The following is an 18,317-nucleotide window of genomic DNA, read 5'->3' as shown; positions in this document are numbered from 1 at the left end:
TTTCGGTATTGAGGATAAAGGGTAAAACCAGATTGCCACTCATTGTTACCATGACTTTATCAATAATAGTTGGAGTAGCGCTTTCTTTCATAGCAACTTATGCCGTCGGAATATCGCATGATACTGGCCGTTCACAATGCTTCACACCTGAAACTGCATTGTTTTTAGGCGGCGTTTTACTTATCGCAACAATGGCCCCGATTACATTTATAATCAGCTATATTATTTACATTGTTAAACAGAAAACTGCTGCTATCAGCCATTCAAAACCAAGCCTGTAATCAGCTTAATTTTTTAATAATTAGCATATTAACTAATGATCATCAACTAAATCAATGCAAATCATACCACTACTAATGCTTCTTATAGCACCGGTATTACAGATATTCCTCTCTGTAAAACGAAGCAATAATTTGCTTTCGTTGTCACTTGGGCTTATCGCTTTCCTCACGTTTATATCAGGAATGATAATTTCGGTGGCCGCGGCATTTGTTTCGATGGCACTTCTGCCTCCAAATATAAACTGCGCTATAGGTTGTGTGGGCCTGGTTCCATTGGAGTTTTTATTACTGATATTTACCACACCTACCATTTATACCATATACCTAGTTAAACTTAACAGCAAAAAAACGACCTAAAGCTAAGCCAACGGTCGTTTTATATATTGCTCACACTCACGTTATCTTACCTAATTATCTCGGGGAGCAAAATCTTTCAAAGTCTCCCCCTTCAGGGGGAGATTTAGAGGGGGCTTAAGCACCTTTCAAAGTGGCCATACCACCATCAGCAATCAGCTCGGCACCGGTTATAAATGTTGAATCATCGGAAGCGAAGAAGGTAACTGTTTTAGCAATTTCTTCTGCTAAACCGAAACGTCCCATTGGGATCTGTTTTATAAGTTCAGAACCCATGCCTTCCAGTTGTTCCTGGGTTAAGCCTAATTTATCGGCGGTGTGTAAAGGTGTTACAACCGGGCCAGGGCTTACAGAGTTAACCCTGATGCGGCGTGGTAATAACTCGGCAGAGATGTTTTTAGCTAATGAAAGCAATGCTGCTTTACTTGCTGCATAAACAGTTGCACCGGCCATACCAATATGTGCGTTGATTGATGTATTAAGTATGATAGAACCACCATCATTAATTAAAGGCAATAACTGCTGAATACTGAAGTAAGCACCTTTAAAGTTGATGTTCATGATATCATCAAACATCTTTTCGCTCATTTGCTCGGTTGAATTGAACTGACCAATACCTGCATTAACAAATACGATGTCAATTTTTTCGGCAATGGCTTTTACTTTTTCGCCCAGTTGTTTTACCTGGTTTATGTCGCCGCTGTCGGCAATCACACCTTTAGCATCGGCACCAAGTGTTTCAAGCGCTTCGTTAATTGATTTTTGGTTTCTGCCGGTGATGATCACTTTAGCACCTTGTGCAATGAACTCTTGTGCTGTGGCCAGGCCTATACCACTGTTGCCGCCTGTTATTACTGCTGTTTTTCCTTGTAACTTTTTCATTATCTTTGTTATTGATACATCAAAGGTACAGTGCGTTATGATGCCCCACAAGAATGCACCATTTTGTGTGCAACATACTTTTTGGTAGGTTATGGGCCGGTTTGATGCAATCGATATATCGCCTTTTTCAATATGACAAAAAACAGACATTCCGATCATTCATGCACTATGGCAGCAGCCCTCAGCGTGATCAGCGGTAAGTGGAAACTGAGCATAATAAACCAATTGTTATCCGGACAGAAGCGCTACAGCGAGATAAACCGGGCCATTCCGGGCATGACCGAAAAGATGCTATCACAACAAATTCGCGAACTGGAAGAGGACGGTATTGTGACGCGCCATATTTTTCCCGAAGTGCCGCCAAGGGTTGAATACTCCCTTACTCCCATTGGCGAGGAATTATCATCTATATTTTATACCCTCGAAAGATGGGGAAGCCATTACATGACCGTTACTAATGCCAACGGCGAGGTGATTCAGCCGGATTATACTTGTTATACTTTAGTTAGGCAGGATGATGAGGTAGTGAAGGCTGAGGTGTAATTCGATTTCTATTTGTTATGTCATTGCGAGCGTAGCGTGGCAATCGCACGGAAGTATAGCCGCTCTGTATAGCATGCGATTGCCACGCTACGCTCGCAATGACATGAATTTAAGTAGTCGTGAAATCTAACTCAACACCGGTTCTTCATTAGTTAAACTATGGATCCCGGCCATAAAATCATCGCTTGGGTTTACTTTGAATGATTTTGACGAAAGTTCGACCAGCATAACTTCTTCCCTGTCCTTGATCTGGAAACGGAGTTTACAGTTTTTTACCGGGTACTTTTGGTTATTATCATCTATCATATGCTGAATATCGTCCAGCAGTTTACTATTGAGCATTTGCACATCAATACAAACAGTTAACGATTTGGTGAGCTTATCACGCATTTCTGATAGCAGGTCCATCACCATGATCCGCAGATCCCAGTTATCTTTTTGGCGGAATTTTTCTTCAATGTTTCCCTTAATATGCAGAAAGTAACCTTCCATCATCATATTACGGAATTTCACATAATCATCGCCAAACAGGGCAAACTCGTACGATTCATTGTAGTCCTCAAACACAAACGTGCCGAATGGCTTGCCCGTTTTGGTCATTTTATGCTGAACGCTTGATACCAGGCCCCCAATACGCAACTCGCCTCGACGGCGTAGTTCATTAAATGCCATCATCACATCCTCGCCACCTTCGCCTGAGCGGGCTTTTTGCATCAGTTTCAAATCGCTGATGTTGGCGTTACAGAAGCGTTTAAGTTCAACTTTATAGTTATCCAACGGATGCCCGGTTAAATAGATACCGATAACCATTTTCTCGTACTTCAACTTTTCAATCAATGCCCATTCTTCAACATCGGGCATAGCCGGTTCGGGTACATAAGAAGCTACCGAGCCGCCAAATAATGACGATTGCGAGCTGCTTTGCACATTCTGATAATCATTGGCATATTTGATCAGGCGTTCAACACCGGTTAAGGTACCCAACTCGGTTTTGGCAAAAAACTGGGCGCGCGGAATCCCAAAGCCATCAAAAGCCCCCCCGTATACCAGGTTTTCGTACGATTTACGGTTTACGCTACGGGTATTTGAACGACGGGCAAAATCATATACCGTTTCAAACGGCCCATTGGCATTACGTTCTTCAATAATACTTTCAACGGCCTTATCACCCACACCTTTTACACCGGTCAATCCGAAACGTACCTGCCCGCGTTTGTTCACCGCAAAAGCCATGTCCGACTCGTTGATATCCGGCCCTAATACCTCAACCCCCATACGGCGACATTCCTCCATAAAGAAGGTAATTTTCTCAATATTGTTCTGGTTATTCAAAACCGCCGCCATGTATTCTGACGGGTAATGCGCTTTTAAATAAGCTGTTTGGTATGCCACAAAAGCGTAGCATGTAGAATGCGACTTATTGAACGCGTACTGGGCAAAAGCCTTCCAGTCGGTCCAGATTTTGGTAAGCTTGTCTTTTGGATGGCCTTTGGCAACCGCCCCGTCCATAAATTGGGCTTCCATTTTGTTAAGTACCTCAATCTGCTTTTTACCCATCGCCTTACGCAAAACGTCGGCATCACCTTTACTAAAGCCAGCCAACTTTTGCGATAAAAGCATCACCTGTTCCTGGTATACGGTAATACCATAGGTTTCGCCCAGGTATTCTTCCATATCCGGCAAGTCGAACACAATAGGTTCGCGACCATGCTTACGGGAAATAAAGTTAGGAATGTACTCTATCGGACCCGGACGGTAAAGGGCGTTCATGGCAATCAAGTCCTCAAACTTATCGGGCTTAAGCTCGCGCAGGTACATTTGCATACCATCACTTTCAAACTGAAAAGTACCATTGGTATCGCCACGCTGATAAAGCTCGTAAGTTTTAAGGTCATCAAGCGGTATATAGTCAATTTGTATTTCTACACCATGATTTTGTTTGATCATGCGCAGGGCATCCTTAATAATGGTAAGGGTTTTCAGACCCAAAAAGTCCATCTTAATAACACCTGCGTCCTCAATTACACGTCCGTCATATTGGGTAACCAGCAGGTCCGAGTCTTTAGCCGTAGCTACCGGAACAATATCGGTAAGGTCATATGGTGCAATGATGATACCCGCGGCGTGTACACCTGTATTACGTACCGAACCTTCCAGCTTTTCGGCCTCGCGTAGTACTTGTGCTTTAAGGTCATTCCCGTTCAGGATCTCTTTTAGCTCGGGAACCTGCTCAATAGCATCTTTAAGGGTGATACCCAACGTTTCGGGTACCAGTTTCTTCATGGCACTTACATCGGCCAGCGGCATATCGAGCACACGGCCCACATCCTGGATACTGGTACGGGCAGCCATCGAACCATAGGTAATGATCTGGGCTACCTGGTTTTTACCATATTTATCAACCACATAATCAATAACCCGCTGGCGGCCGGCATCGTCAAAGTCCGTGTCAATATCGGGCATCGATTTACGGTCGGGGTTCAGGAACCTCTCAAACAGGAGGTTATACTTTATCGGGTCGATATTGGTTATACCGATACAGTAAGCCACCACCGATCCCGCTGCCGAACCACGGCCCGGACCAATAAATACCCCCATATCACGACCGGCCCTGATAAAGTCGGCAACAATGAGGAAGTATCCCGCAAAACCCATGGTACGGATGGTGAACAACTCAAAGTTGATACGCTCTTCGGCTTCCGGACTGATATCGCGGTAACGCTCCTTGGCACCCATAAAGGTCAGGTGCTTCAGGTATTCCCACTGGTTAAGGGTATCTGCATCGGGCGTATTGTGAATCTTAAATTCATCGGGAATAATATAGTTAGGTAGCAGAATATCGCGTTTTAGTTTTAACGTCTCTACCTTATCAACGATTTCGTTGGTGTTATCTAATGACTCGGGCAGATCATGGAACAATTGTCCCATTTCTTCCTGTGTTTTAAAGTAAAACTGATCGTTAGGAAAACCGAAACGATAGCCTTTCCCCCCCTCTTCGTCGGTAGCTATCGGGGTGCTTTGCATATCACCGGTGTTTACGCAAAGCAAAATATCATGCGCATTTGAGTCCTGCTGATCCACATAGTGCGAATCGTTTGAGCAGATCACCTTTACATTGTATTTTTTAGCATAGGTAAGTAATACCCTGTTAATTGTTTCCTGCTCCGGAATTTCGTGGCGCTGCAGTTCGATATAATAATCCTCCCCAAACAGGTCAAGCCACCATCTAAATTCCTTCTCGGCATTTTCGGGCGTGTCTTTTAAGATAGCCTGCGGTACTGATGCACCTATACAGCAGGTAGTGGCGATAATACCTTCATGATATTTTAAAATCAGTTCCTTATCAATACGGGGCCATTTACTGTACAAGCCTTCCATATACCCCAATGAGCATAGCTTTACCAGGTTTTTATACCCGGTAGGGTTTTTAGCCAGCATCAGTTGGTGGCGGCGAACATCTTTATTTTCTTTGGTAAATTGCTTTTTATGCCTGTCTTCAACCACGTAAAACTCGCAGCCTACAATGGGTTTCACATTGTGTTTACCGGCTTCGGCCACAAACTTAAATACGCCGAACATGTTGCCATGATCAGTGATCGCGAGGGCCTTCATCCCATCCTTAGCGGCTTTTTTATACAGCTTGGAGATATCGGCTGCACCATCGAGCAGGGAGAACTGGGTATGTACGTGGAGGTGAGAAAAATCAGGCATAGTAAATCCGTTTCAACAAAATCTTTAATGAGGTACAAAGTTAAAACAAGTTAAGGATGTAGACTGTTAAAAAATAGCACTGTGGAAATTTTTAATTAAAGCCGCTCCCTCAGTTTGTAAATTACACAAAACACACCGCAAACAGCTATACTTAGCATGTTATTTGCATATATTAAGCAACCCTATCATCACCTTTGAAATACATATACAATTGAAAAAAATACTACGAATAACCCTTAAAACAATACTTTGGATACTGGTTAGTGTAGTTCTGCTGGTTATCCTTGTAGTAATTTTAATACAGGTTCCTGCTGTTCAAAACTTCGCGAAGGATAAAGCAGTTACTTTTTTACAGAATAAAATTCATACTAAGGTTAAGATTGGTCATGTAAGCCTCGGCTTGCCCAAGCTGTTGGTTTTGGAAGATGTTTATTTTGAGGATCAGAAAAAAGACACCCTGATTGCCGGCGAAAAACTAAAGGTTGATATCAGCATGCTCAAGTTGCTGCACAGCCAGGTTGAGGTAAATGAGGTAAATCTGCAGGGCATTACCGCCAATGTAAACCGAGGGGCCGACAGCGTGTTCAACTTCGATTACATTATCAAAGCTTTTGTGGGCGAACAAAAGAAAGAGGTAAAACCTACCGACACCACTTCAACCATGAAGTTTTCGGTTGATAAGATCATTCTCGATAAGATCAACATAAAATATAAGGATGCCATTACCGGTAACGATGTAAAGTTTTTGCTCGGCCACTTTGATACCCGCGTTAAAGATTTTGATATGGATAAAATGAAATTTACCATACCCAAAATCACACTTAGCGATGTAAATGCCCGGATCATCCAAACGCCAACCAAAGCTATCCCACCACCTGATACAGCTACCACTCCGCTAAACATGGACCTAAATTTAGGCGTGATCGATATCTCCAAAATCAAGGTCGATTACCAAAGTGCCGAAATGGGCGCCAAAGTTGACCTAAGCAAGTTTTTGGTGGAGATGGATAAGATCGACCTCAAAAACCAAAAGGTAGGTATCAAAAGTATCGAGTTAAATGATACCAAAGCAGGCCTGAGTTTAGCCAAACCCAAAACTGTAGCTAAAGCAGTTATTAAAGCCGTTAAAAAACTGGATACGCTGGTATCCTCTCCTACCAAATCGGCATGGAGGGCTACCATTGGTAAGGTCACTTTCACTAACGATAATATTAAATTTGATAACGAAGCGCAGAAAGCCATACCCAAAGGCCTTGATTTTGGCCACATGGACATCCGAAACCTGAATGCCGAAGCTGAAAATATTTCATATAGTCCGGATACTATCTCAGGCAAGATCAACTCCTTTACTTTTGCCGAAAAAAGCGGCTTAAAGATCAACAAGTTTCATACGGCATTCCTGTACGGACCAACTACCGCTTATATGAATGATCTGCTATTGGAAACGCCAAATACTACACTGCAAAAATCAGTACAGGTGCGCTACCCATCTATTGATGCCATTACCAAAAACATAGGTGCACTGGGCATCAATGCCAATTTAGATGGTAGTCGCCTTGGTTTGAAAGATGTTTTATTGCTGATGCCAACCATGGCCAGTATAGAGCCATTCAAATCATCACCCGGTACGGTATTCAAGATTAACGGCCGGGTAAGCGGACAGGTTGATAACCTGGATATACCTAACCTGGAAGTTACCGGCTTAAGCAGCACTCACATTAAAGCCTCGGCCAAAATGAAAGGGCTTCCCGATGTAAACAAGGCAACATTTGATATTAGCATTGCCGATTTCAGCACAAGCAGAAATGATATAGCCAAGCTTGCCCCGGCAGGCAGCATCCCGCCAAACGTGAGCATCCCCGAAAAAATGAACCTGAAAGGTAATTTTAAAGGGAGCATGTATACCTTTAATACCAAAATGGGGCTGCGTTCAAGCTACGGCGCGGTCGACTTGGTAGCGGCTTTGAAAAACGGCCAAAACAAAAACGCGGCGACTTATACCGCCAATATTAAAGTTAATGAACTTAATGTCGGCGCTCTTACCAAACAACCGCAAATGGTTGGCCGCATTACCATGAACGCTAATTTGAAAGGTAAAAGCCTCGACCCTAAAAAGGCCAGCATAGCATTTAACGGCAACGTTGCAAAAGCTTATGTTAAAGGTTACACCTATCAAAACCTGGCCATGAAGGGCACATCGAGCAATGGCGCGTATACCGCTGTTGCTACCATGAAAGATCCCAACATTAATTTCAGCCTGGATGCAAAGGCCAACCTCAATAAAAAATATCCGGCAGTTAAAGCTACCTTAAATGTGGATAGCATCAACCTTAAAAACCTGAATTTTGTAAAAGACGACATGCGCTTTCACGGCAAAGTTGTAGCTGATGTACCAACTGCCGACCCGGATTACCTGAATGCCTATATTAAAGCCACCGACCTATTAGTGGTAAACAAAGGCCAGCGGATTCAGATGGATACCATTAGCCTCATCTCAACAGCCAGTGCCGATAGCAGCACGCTTAGGTTAAAAACACCTATCATGACCGCGCACATGGCCGGCAAGTACAAGCTTACACAGATAGCCCCGGCCCTGCAGGATGCGATCAACAAATATTTTAATACCGCAATCGCCGGCGGTCAGCAGGTTGCAGTAAAAACCAAAGGTGGCAAAACCGTTAAAACCAAACCTGCGCCGATGGTTAAATACGATGCGCAGCAATTTAAGTTTGAAGCCCGGTTGGTTAAAACCCCTTTGTTAAACCAGTTTGCTCCCGATCTGAAGCAACTCGACCCGGTATTGCTAAACGGCAGTTTCAACAGCCAAACCGGCGAGCTGATTGTGAAAGGCTCGATACCAAAGGTGGTTTACGGCACCAACACAGTTAATAAAGCATCGCTTAATATCAACACAGGCAACAACGCACTTAATTATAATTTCTCGGTTGATGAGGTTAAGGTGGGGTCCTCTGTCGATCTGTTGTATACCAGCATTTCTGGTTCGGCAAAGGATAACAAAGCTGGCTTAAGCATACAGATCAGCGACGCGGCCAAGAAAGAACGCTTCCGTATAGCGGGCACTTTCAGTCTGTTGCCAAATGAGTATCAGTTTAGCTTTAATAAGGATGGCCTGTTACTGGATTACCTGCCTTGGGCGGTTAGCGATGATAATTTTTTACAATATGGGCCAAAAGGCATCCTGGCGCACAACTTTACCATTAGCAACAACAACCAGATCCTTAGCGTTAACAGCAGCACACAAGAGTTTAACAGTCCGCTGAATATCAAATTCAATAATTTCCATATTGAAGCGCTTACCAAAATGGCCAAGCAGGACTCGTTACAGGTAGGCGGTACCATTAATGGCGATGCCACCGTAAGCAATTTTCAAACCGCGCCATTATTTACTGCTGCCATCAATGTAAATGATTTCAATTTTAAAGGCGATTCGGTGGGCAACATCGCCCTTAAGGTAAATAACCAAACAGATAACGCCTATGCCGCTCAAATGAGCATCACCGGCAAAGGCAACCAGGTTGACTTAAACGGCACCTATTACACTTCACCTGAAAGCCGCTTTGATCTCGATCTGAATATTGTTAACCTGAGTATGAAGAGCATTGAGGGCTTTAGTTTTGGCAATTTGCGTAATGCTGCCGGTAATATTACCGGCGCGCTTAAAATATCAGGTACCACCACCGCACCGTCTGTAAGGGGGGATATTAACTTTAATAAGGTGGGCTTCAATGTGTCGATGCTTAACTCCTACTTCCGGATGCCGCAGGAAAGCATCACTTTCAACAATGAAGGCATCCGGTTTAATGATTTTACTTTGATTGATTCAACCGGGAATAAGGCTGTAGTTAGCGGCAGTATCTACACCAAAACTTACACCGATTTTGCCTTCGGTATGGATATTAATGCCAATAATTTTAGGGTTACCAACTCAACCGAAGCAGATAATAAACTTTACTACGGCAAGCTTTATGTAGATACCCGCATCAAGATCCGCGGTAATTTGGCTAAACCGGTTGTTGATGCCAACCTTACCGTGAACGACAAAACCGACATGACCTTTGTGCTGCCAACCAACGACCCGGCAGTTGAAGACCGTAAGGGGGTAGTAGACTTTATTGATAAGGATGCCCCTAAATTGGATTCGATACTGCTGGCAAAGCAACTTGATTCGCTCAAAAAATCAGAGGTTACAGGTCTCGACGTATCGGCAACTATCAACGTAAATAAGAACGCAGCATTTACTATTGTTGTAGATGAGCGTAACGGCGATATCGTACATCTGAAAGGCGAAGCCAATTTGAACGGCGGCATCGACCCAAGCGGCAAAATTAACCTTACCGGCACTTACGTAGTTAACTCGGGCTCATATAACTTAGCCTACGCCACCGTTAAACGTACTTTCAACTTTAAAAAAGGCAGTACCATAGTTTGGACAGGCGACCCAACCAGCGCCAATATTGATCTTACCGCCATTTACGTAGCCAATGTGCCGCCTATTGACCTGGTTTCAAACCAGCTTTCGGATGCGCAAAATAGTACGATGTACAAGCAAAAACTACCTTTCAACGTTAACCTTAACCTGAAAGACCAGCTGCTTACTCCTAATATTAGTTTTGATATTGTGTTGCCGGATAGTACCTACTCCGTATCATCAGATGTGGTGAGCACTGTTAATACCCGCCTTACACAGATAAGGCAGGACCCCAATGAGCTTAACAAACAGGTATTGGGAGTATTGGTACTGGGCCGCTTTATTGGTGATAATCCGCTGCAAAGCCAGGGTGCCGGCACTACAGTTGAAGGCACCATCCGTAACAGCGTTAGCAGTTTATTATCCGATCAACTGAACCGACTGGCAGGAAGCCTGATCTCGGGCGTCGACCTCAATTTCGGTCTTACATCCGGTGAGGATTATTCGTCGGGCACGGCCACAAATCGCACGGATCTTAACGTTGGCCTGTCTAAACGGTTCCTGAACGACAGGCTTACGGTAAGCGTTGGCAACAATTTTAACCTGGAAGGCAACCAGCCAGGACAAAAGGCATCAAACATTGCCGGCGACGTATCTATAGCCTATAAACTAAGCAAGGATGGCCGCTATACCCTGCGCGCTTACCGCCGCGACGAATTTATTGTGATACAGGGACAGATCATTGAAACCGGCGTAGGCTTTACCTTAACGGTTGATTATAACCGTTTCAGGGAGATCTTCCGCAAACGTACACCTGAAGAACGCAGATTACGCCGCCAGTATCAGCAGGAACAAAAAGAGAAAAAAGAAAAACAGGACGAGGCGGATAAAGCACTGGAGCAAAAGAACATGCAGCAGCAACAGGACAACAAACCGCAAACTACTTCAAACTAAACCCATGACCAAACATTTAAAATATATACTGCTTTCATCATGTGTTTTACTGAGTGCCTGCAGTACTACTAAGTTTCTGGCACCAGGCCAAAAGCTGTATACAGGCGGCGAGGTGGTGATCAAAGATTCGGTTTTGAAAAAGAGCGAGAAAAGCGCCTTAAGTGAAGAACTTGGTGCCTTGTTAAGACCGGTACCCAATAGTACTATATTGGGTATGCGTTTTAAATTATGGCTGTACTTTAAAACCAAGACCAATAAAACCAAAGGCCTTGCACACTGGCTTAATAAAAAAGGTGAACCTCCTGTGCTCATCAGTTCGGTAAACCTTGAGCAAAACAGTAATATCCTCCAAAATCGGTTACAAAATGAAAGCTATTTCCAGGCACAGGTAAGCGGAGATACGGTGAGTAAAAAACCAACATCAAAAGTTGCCAAGGCTGTTTATACCGCCGTAACAGGACCTGGCTACAAAATCAGGAAAGTGGTCTTCCCTCAAGGTAACCGGACTATCGATACAGCAGTTGCCGGCACGTCGGCAAAAACATTGCTAAAGGTTGGCGATAAATATAACCTCGATGTTATTAAAACCGAGCGGCTGCGCATTGATGCCCGCCTGAAAGAAGAAGGCTTTTATTACTTTTCGCCCGAAAACCTCATCATGCATGTAGATAGCACAATAGCCGGTCACCAGGTTGATATTTTTGTAGCAGTTAAAAACGAGACTCCGGGTCGTGCTCAAAATATTTACACCATCAATAACATTTATGTATACCCAAGCTACACGTTAAGGGATACTTCCCTAATGAAAGATAAAGCCGTTTTTTATAAATGGTATAATATTGTTGAGCGTCGTAATACAGTGCACACTTACACTTTTGCCAACACCGTATTGATGCGCCCGGGCCAGGTTTACAACCGTACCGCACATAATAACTCACTTAACCGTTTCATTAACCTTGGCCCCTACAAGTTTGTAAAAAACAGGTTTGAAGATGTATCTGCCGATTCATCAAAGCTTGACGTTTACTACTTCCTTACCCAATACAAAAAGAAATCGCTATCGCTTGATATATTGGGCCGCACCACATCAGCCAATTATACCGGTACGCAGGTAAATTTAAACTGGCTTAACCGCAATGCATTTAAAGGCGCCGAGGCTTTAAAAATAACGCTGTTTGGTAGTACCGATGTGCAGGTAGGTGGCCAAAACGCCGGCTACAACGTATACCAGGCCGGTATCCAGACAACGCTTTCATGGCCCCGCTTTATCGGGCCCATCTACCCAAAAGCTGCCGATGCCTATATTCCACATACCAACCTGAGCCTCGGCTACTCGATAGTAAACCGCCAAAAACTATACAACTTAAATTCATATAACTTATCGTTCGGTTACCAGTGGCGCGAAACAGAACACCGTTCGCATGAGCTTAACCTGATCAACTTCCAGTTTGTAAATCCGTTGAGCATATCGCAATTATATCTCGACAGTATCCACAAGAAAAACGTTCCGGTTAACCCCGCGCTGAAACACGTTATTGATAAACAGTTTATCCTGGGCCCAAGCTATAGCTTTACCTACACCAATACCAACGAGGATTACCGAACCAATACACTTTACTATAACGGAAAGATCAGTCTCTCAAACAATATTTATGGCTTAATTACCGGTGCCGACAGTGCCGGCGGAAAACCTAAAAAACTGTTCGGCGCTATTTTTAACCAATATATAAAACTGGAGAACGAGATAAGGTATTTCCATAAAACCGGTCCGAACAGCACCATCGCCAGCCGGCTTATCGTAGGTGTAGGCTTACCCTATGGCAACTCAACCCAGTTACCTTACAGCCAGCAGTTCTTCATTGGCGGCCCTAACAGCTTGCGTGGTTTCAGGGCAAGGGCCATCGGGCCGGGATCATTTGATCCGAGTACGGGCGTGGGCACCGGCGGGTTTCTGGCAGACGAATCGGGCGATATCAAGGTAGAGGCCAACATCGAGTACAGGCCAAAACTATTCAGTATCGTGCGCGGAGCATTATTTGTTGACGCCGGTAATATCTGGCTGCTCCATTCAAACGGGTCACAGCCGGGGGCAGTATTTACCAAGAGCTTTTTAAACGATTTGGCTGTGGATGCCGGCTTTGGTTTAAGGTTTGATTTAACGGTACTGGTGTTACGTACCGATCTGGGTATCCCCTTGCGTACACCATATGTGCGTGCCAATGAGCCCCGCTGGGATTTCAACTTTAACCGCAGCGTGTTTAACCTGGCCATTGGGTATCCGTTTTAAGTTAATTCGTTCAGCATAACGAAAGCCACGGCCGGCAAGAGTTGAGCTATTGATACAATAAATATTTATCGGCCGGTTGTTTTATATTTAGATTGATATTTTAATACATAGCATTTCTTTTTATATTTATCAATTGACACAAACCGCGCAAAGTCCTGCACTCCATATCATTGTATATTGTTAAAAAGGCAGCGATGTTAAATTGATATCAATAATAGGATGCCGCTAAGAAGCTCTTTTTTAAAACTTTTAATATTAGCTCAATTTTTATTTTCGGGTGTATATGCCAGCATTCCCTACCAGGTAGTTTACCTGAAAAACTACAATGCAACTGACGGCCTGCCCAGCTCACGGGTTCATTATTTAATGCAGGACAGCAGGGGCTTTATCTGGTTAGCCACAGACAAAGGCGTGAGCAGGTTTGACGGCGAACATTTTAAAAACTTCACATCGGCCGATGGGCTGGAAAACAATGAGTGTTTCCGGATAGCCGAAGACAATTACCACCGGATTTTTTTTTACTGTAATAATTATAAGGTCTGTTATTATGAAAACGGGCTTATTCATAATCTAAGTTCCCATCAAAAAGTAATAGTATTGCCTTTTGCCAATTTCTTTTTTAACCGTTATAATGAGCTCTGTGTAAATTACAGGCTTAATACTAAAGTATATCATTTTGATGAATTAAATTCAAGAAGGCACACCATCCAACATTTAAACGGGGATATTTATGGCGAGAACGGTGAGGAGATCACCTTATCTGAAAATGACCTTGACATCCTCGAAAAAGAGCTTAAGACCGGACAATTAAGTTATCTAACGGCTAATATCAATACCAAACCATACAGGTTGGCTATACAGCAAAACCATTTGTTATTAATAACTAAAGAATGGGTGCAGGTTTATCAGTATAAGAAAAGCGGGATTATTCCGCTCAATAAAATTTATTTTACGGGCAACGTAACCTCGGTTTATCCTATGGGTAAAAATACTTTTGCCGTTACTACGGTAAAGCAAGGCACATACATTATAAACTACCTTACCGGCGAACGTAAAAACTATCTTAATAACCACATCACCACATCAACGCTTATAGACAAGGAAAATAATTTATGGTTTGGTAGTTATGACAAAGGCTTCTTTTTAAGTACCAACCCCGAAGTAAAAGTCATTAATAAAGAAAGCGGCCTGGCAAATGAAGACGTTTTAAGACTGGGTATAGCTGGCGGTTACCTTTTTGCCGGGCACGTTTTAAGCATGCTCAGCTATATGAAGCTTGGGACAAATCAATTGTCATTAATAGACACCATATCCATAAATCAAAACCGGTCTGACTTTAACCGGATAACCAATCTGCTTGCAATTCCGGGCAATAGGCTCATGATTGGTACCGATAATGGCTTATTCAAATTAAATGTTTCCAATAGCAACCCGGCGTTTTGGCATTCCGAAAGTTATCTTTCGGGCCCTAAAAAATATAATGGCCCTATAAAAGGAATTACCAATCTACATGATACAGTCTGTTTTGCCTCACAAGAAACCGTTGGCGTATTATCAAATCAGCTCAAATCTCTAAAAGCTTATAGATTCAAGCCAATACGCATGACATCGCTTACCTGGTATAAAAACAGCCTGTTGGTGGGTTCACTTTATGGGTTATACCGGTTAAAGCCAACCACTAATGATACTACCTCTGTTCAAATACTGGCTGATAAAGGAATAAATGTTGTTAAATGCCTGGCATCAAATAATGATGTATGCGCAATAGGTACCGACGCTCAGGGGGTATTTTTGTGGGCTGGGAAACAAATTGTTCAATTTAGATCTCCTGCCATCTCTTCAGGTGATATCCGTAAACTGGTATGGACAGATGCCAATACCTTATGGGTATGTACTGCAGATGGTGTAAGCATTATCAGCTTTTATAATAAATATAAGCATTACCGGATCAGCCTGCTAAACACCAGCAACGGGCTTCCTTCAGATAATGTTGCCGACGTTGTTCAGAACGGCGCTGATTACTATATAGCCACAGATCAGGGAATAGCGGTGACTCAAAATTTAGGGAACACCAACCTGCCCCGGCCGGTGTTAATTAATGACGGAAGATCCGAAACTCAAAATAGCTTTACCTACGGACAACCTGTTGTTTTTAATTGCGTTGCCCTATCCTACAAAAGCATGGGTAAAATACAATACCGGTTCAGGCTCAAAGGGGTTGATAAAAACTGGAGCGTTGCACCGTCTGGTGAAAAGCGGTTTGACCTGTTGCCTCCCGGAAACTATGAGTTAGAAGCGATGGCTGCCAATCGTTTTAACCAGTTAAGCCCATCGCTTATTTTTAAATTTACCGTTATGCCTTTATGGTATCAGCAGTTGTGGTTACAGGTTTTGGCTGTGTTAAGTGCTGTAGTTGTAGCTTTTTTACTGGTACGAAAATATTATCAGTCCATCATAGGCTTACAAAAAAAGGACTACGAAAATGCGCTTGCCCTGCAACGTGAACGTCAGCGTATCAGCAGTGAGGTGCATGATGATTTGGGGGCAAGTATATCGGGTATCAAGCTGAGGACCGAACTGTTGAGCCGGAAGGCAGCCAACCAGCCTGATTTTAAGGAAATAGACGCTGTTCACGAAGCTATTACGGATATCTCTACCCAGATGCGGCTGATTATCTGGAGCCTTGATGCCGAAAACGACGAGGTGAGTAACCTGACCAGTTTTATTCATAAACAAGCCATCAAAATATTTGAATATAGCAATATCAACCTTCATGTAAATGCCTCGGTTAGCGAAACCGGAGTTACCATTAGCGGCGAAAAAAGACGACAGGTATATCTTCTTGTTAAGGAGGTTTTAAACAATATTGTCAAACATTCGAAGGCGCAAAATGCATTTCTGGACATCAGTCTTTACAAAAACCGGCTGCAGATAAGTATCCGTGATGACGGCCGTGGCTTTGACCCTGATCTGCGCAAATACGAAACCATGGGGATCCGTAATATTTATGAACGTGCAAAAATTTTGACTGCCGATTTAAAAATTGACACGGCTCCAGGCAAAGGCACATCTATCAACCTTAAATTGAACCTTTAGACTACCCCATAATAGGTAATTACTTTAATGAAGTGTACCGGAACAGCTTATTCATAATATGAGCAGAAAGACCGTACACCAAAGCTATATTAAAAAATAAACCGGCCTGAACCGGAATTTTGGGAGGCATACCGGGCATTATTGATACATCTTTTATAATTACACTAATAAGATAAGAATCTACTGCTTTTAATCTGCACATTTGCAATTCGCAATTCGTACATCTGCCATGATCATATCTGTCCCGCTAAATATTATCGACCTGCACGACGATGGCTTTCATCCGCTGATTGAAGTAAGCCTATTCGGAAAAACTTTTATTATGGTACTGGATACAGGCGCATCCAAAACTGCTTTTGATCAAACCACATTGACAGAGGCGAATGAAACTATGAGCATATTAGCCAGCGAAAAACTCTCAACAGGCCTGGGCACTAACACTATGGAGTCATTTACAGCAACGGTAAGCGACCTGCACATCGGCGAATTACATATTTCTGAATTTGAGGCAGCTGTACTTGACCTATCTACCATTAATGTAGCCTACAGCCAAATGGGGCACCCGAAGGTGCTGGGTGTTTTGGGTGGCGATATTTTAATGAAATATAAAGCTGTGATTGATTATGGGAAAGGGTTGCTTAAACTGAAAACCCGTACAATAAAATAATCTTTAACTGATTTGCAGCAGAACATCCCCCAGTACACCTATCAGTTAAAATAGAGTTATAATTGGAATAATACCCTATACAGCAATTATAATTTCAATATCAACCAAATAACAAGGCAATAATTCTTAAAAAGATTATTTATTTGTTATTTTCCATTAATAACTCCGTAACTTTTTATTTACATATTGCGTATAGGTTAATAGCACTGGCCGGTTGCTGAAAATTTTATTCTTCATTTACATCTAAACGTAACTAAAACAATGAAAAGAAAACTATTAATAGGGGTCGGGCTAAGCGTGCTTGTCGGTGCCTCTGTATTATTCTCCTGTTCAAAAGATAAAGGAGCAAAAACTACAACCACCAGCCAAACCGCTATCCCTGACGATGTACTGAAAAGTATTTCAAACTTAGGATTCAGCACCGATGAAGTGCGCAAACAAGGCGACGGCTATCTGGTTGAGGGAGATATCCTGTTAACCAAGGCCAATTTATCAGAAGCCAGTACCAGTCCTACTTTAAGAATTGCCGACGTTGAGCAGTACCGAACCACCAACCTGGTTAAAAATCTACCAAGAACGGTGACCGTATCAGTTTCAAACTTACCTACTGTTTATCTTAACGCCGCTACTGCTGCCGTTGCGCGTTACAATGCGTTAAACCTTACGCTTAAGTTTCAAATGGTAAGCAGCGGAGGCGCAATCCAGATCATCGGCTTTAACCAGGGACCAAGCGGTGGCTATATCACCTTGGGTTCATCGGGCTTCCCTACCTCATCGGGCGATCCGTATAACCAGATCCAGATGAACACCAATGCACAAGCCTACGGCACAAACCCTGATCTGGGTTATGTAACTTCTGTTATTCAGCATGAACTGGGGCATTGCATCGGTTTCCGCCATACCGATTATATGAACCGCGCCTTTAGCTGCGGGGGCAGCCGAAGCAACGAAGGTTCAGCGGGTATTGGCGCAATCAACATTCCAGGGACACCAACCAAAGCTGATGCCGGCTCGTGGATGTTAGCATGCTCAAGCGGTACCGACCGTACATTTAATGCTAACGATCAAATTGCGTTAAACTATTTATATTAATATCGCTTATAGTTGTTTACT

General features: G+C 43.2%; 10 protein-coding genes. 7 read left to right on the top strand and 3 right to left on the bottom strand.

The window, feature by feature from the left end:
• Positions 1-50 precede the first annotated feature (50 nt).
• Complete coding sequence (locus tag ACEN9X_RS17555; protein WP_413666356.1) at positions 51-281, top strand: hypothetical protein; 231 nt, start codon at positions 51-53, stop codon at positions 279-281.
• Positions 282-313: 32 nt separating this feature from the next.
• Here the strand turns inward: ACEN9X_RS17555 and ACEN9X_RS17550 are convergent, their stop codons facing one another.
• A complete protein-coding gene (locus ACEN9X_RS17550; protein ID WP_413666355.1) occupies positions 314-583 on the bottom strand; it encodes a hypothetical protein in 270 nt (89 codons plus the stop codon).
• Between the two features lie 169 nt (positions 584-752).
• Positions 753-1,517, bottom strand: a complete 765-nt coding sequence (locus tag ACEN9X_RS17545) for an SDR family oxidoreductase (protein WP_413666354.1) — start codon at positions 1,515-1,517, stop codon at positions 753-755.
• Positions 1,518-1,649: 132 nt separating this feature from the next.
• Between ACEN9X_RS17545 and ACEN9X_RS17540 the strand changes: the two genes are divergently transcribed.
• Positions 1,650-2,060, top strand: coding sequence for a winged helix-turn-helix transcriptional regulator (locus ACEN9X_RS17540; RefSeq protein ID WP_413666353.1), 411 nt, complete (start codon positions 1,650-1,652; stop codon positions 2,058-2,060).
• Between the two features lie 126 nt (positions 2,061-2,186).
• Here the strand turns inward: ACEN9X_RS17540 and dnaE are convergent, their stop codons facing one another.
• Positions 2,187-5,771, bottom strand: coding sequence for a DNA polymerase III subunit alpha (dnaE, locus tag ACEN9X_RS17535; RefSeq protein ID WP_413666352.1), 3,585 nt, complete (start codon positions 5,769-5,771; stop codon positions 2,187-2,189).
• A 211-nt stretch (positions 5,772-5,982) separates the two neighbouring features.
• Between dnaE and ACEN9X_RS17530 the strand changes: the two genes are divergently transcribed.
• The 5 genes from ACEN9X_RS17530 (at position 5,983) to ACEN9X_RS17510 (ending at position 18,296) form a co-directional block, all read left to right on the top strand.
• Complete coding sequence (locus ACEN9X_RS17530) at positions 5,983-11,154, top strand: translocation/assembly module TamB domain-containing protein (protein ID WP_413666351.1); 5,172 nt, start codon at positions 5,983-5,985, stop codon at positions 11,152-11,154.
• 4 nt (positions 11,155-11,158) lie between these two features.
• On the top strand, positions 11,159-13,441 hold the full coding sequence (locus ACEN9X_RS17525) for a BamA/TamA family outer membrane protein (protein WP_413666350.1): 2,283 nt from the start codon (positions 11,159-11,161) through the stop codon (positions 13,439-13,441).
• A gap of 219 nt (positions 13,442-13,660) precedes the next feature.
• Positions 13,661-16,537 carry a two-component regulator propeller domain-containing protein gene (locus tag ACEN9X_RS17520; protein ID WP_413666349.1) on the top strand — a complete coding sequence of 959 codons (2,877 nt, stop codon included), beginning with the start codon at positions 13,661-13,663 and terminating at the stop codon, positions 16,535-16,537.
• A 229-nt stretch (positions 16,538-16,766) separates the two neighbouring features.
• A complete protein-coding gene (locus ACEN9X_RS17515) occupies positions 16,767-17,204 on the top strand; it encodes an aspartyl protease family protein (RefSeq protein WP_413666348.1) in 438 nt (145 codons plus the stop codon).
• Positions 17,205-17,465: 261 nt separating this feature from the next.
• Positions 17,466-18,296, top strand: coding sequence for a M57 family metalloprotease (locus ACEN9X_RS17510; RefSeq protein ID WP_413666347.1), 831 nt, complete (start codon positions 17,466-17,468; stop codon positions 18,294-18,296).
• Positions 18,297-18,317 lie beyond the last annotated feature (21 nt).

Source organism: Mucilaginibacter sp. Mucisp86 (assembly GCF_047324315.1).
Lineage (GTDB): Bacteria > Bacteroidota > Bacteroidia > Sphingobacteriales > Sphingobacteriaceae > Mucilaginibacter.
Note: the sequence above shows the minus strand (reverse complement) of the source record. Positions and strands in the feature narration are given on the sequence as shown.

What these genes read in the sequence shown, in the direction of transcription:
- ACEN9X_RS17540 (WP_413666353.1), top strand. Translation starts at nt 1,650, where the DNA reads ATGACAAAAAACAGACATTCCGATCATTCATGCACTATGGCAGCAGCC.
- ACEN9X_RS17545 (WP_413666354.1), bottom strand. Translation starts at nt 1,517, where the DNA reads ATGAAAAAGTTACAAGGAAAAACAGCAGTAATAACAGGCGGCAACAGT.
- ACEN9X_RS17525 (WP_413666350.1), top strand. Translation starts at nt 11,159, where the DNA reads ATGACCAAACATTTAAAATATATACTGCTTTCATCATGTGTTTTACTG.
- dnaE (WP_413666352.1), bottom strand. Translation starts at nt 5,771, where the DNA reads ATGCCTGATTTTTCTCACCTCCACGTACATACCCAGTTCTCCCTGCTC.
- ACEN9X_RS17555 (WP_413666356.1), top strand. Translation starts at nt 51, where the DNA reads ATGACTTTATCAATAATAGTTGGAGTAGCGCTTTCTTTCATAGCAACT.
- ACEN9X_RS17510 (WP_413666347.1), top strand. Translation starts at nt 17,466, where the DNA reads ATGAAAAGAAAACTATTAATAGGGGTCGGGCTAAGCGTGCTTGTCGGT.
- ACEN9X_RS17520 (WP_413666349.1), top strand. Translation starts at nt 13,661, where the DNA reads ATGCCGCTAAGAAGCTCTTTTTTAAAACTTTTAATATTAGCTCAATTT.
- ACEN9X_RS17515 (WP_413666348.1), top strand. Translation starts at nt 16,767, where the DNA reads ATGATCATATCTGTCCCGCTAAATATTATCGACCTGCACGACGATGGC.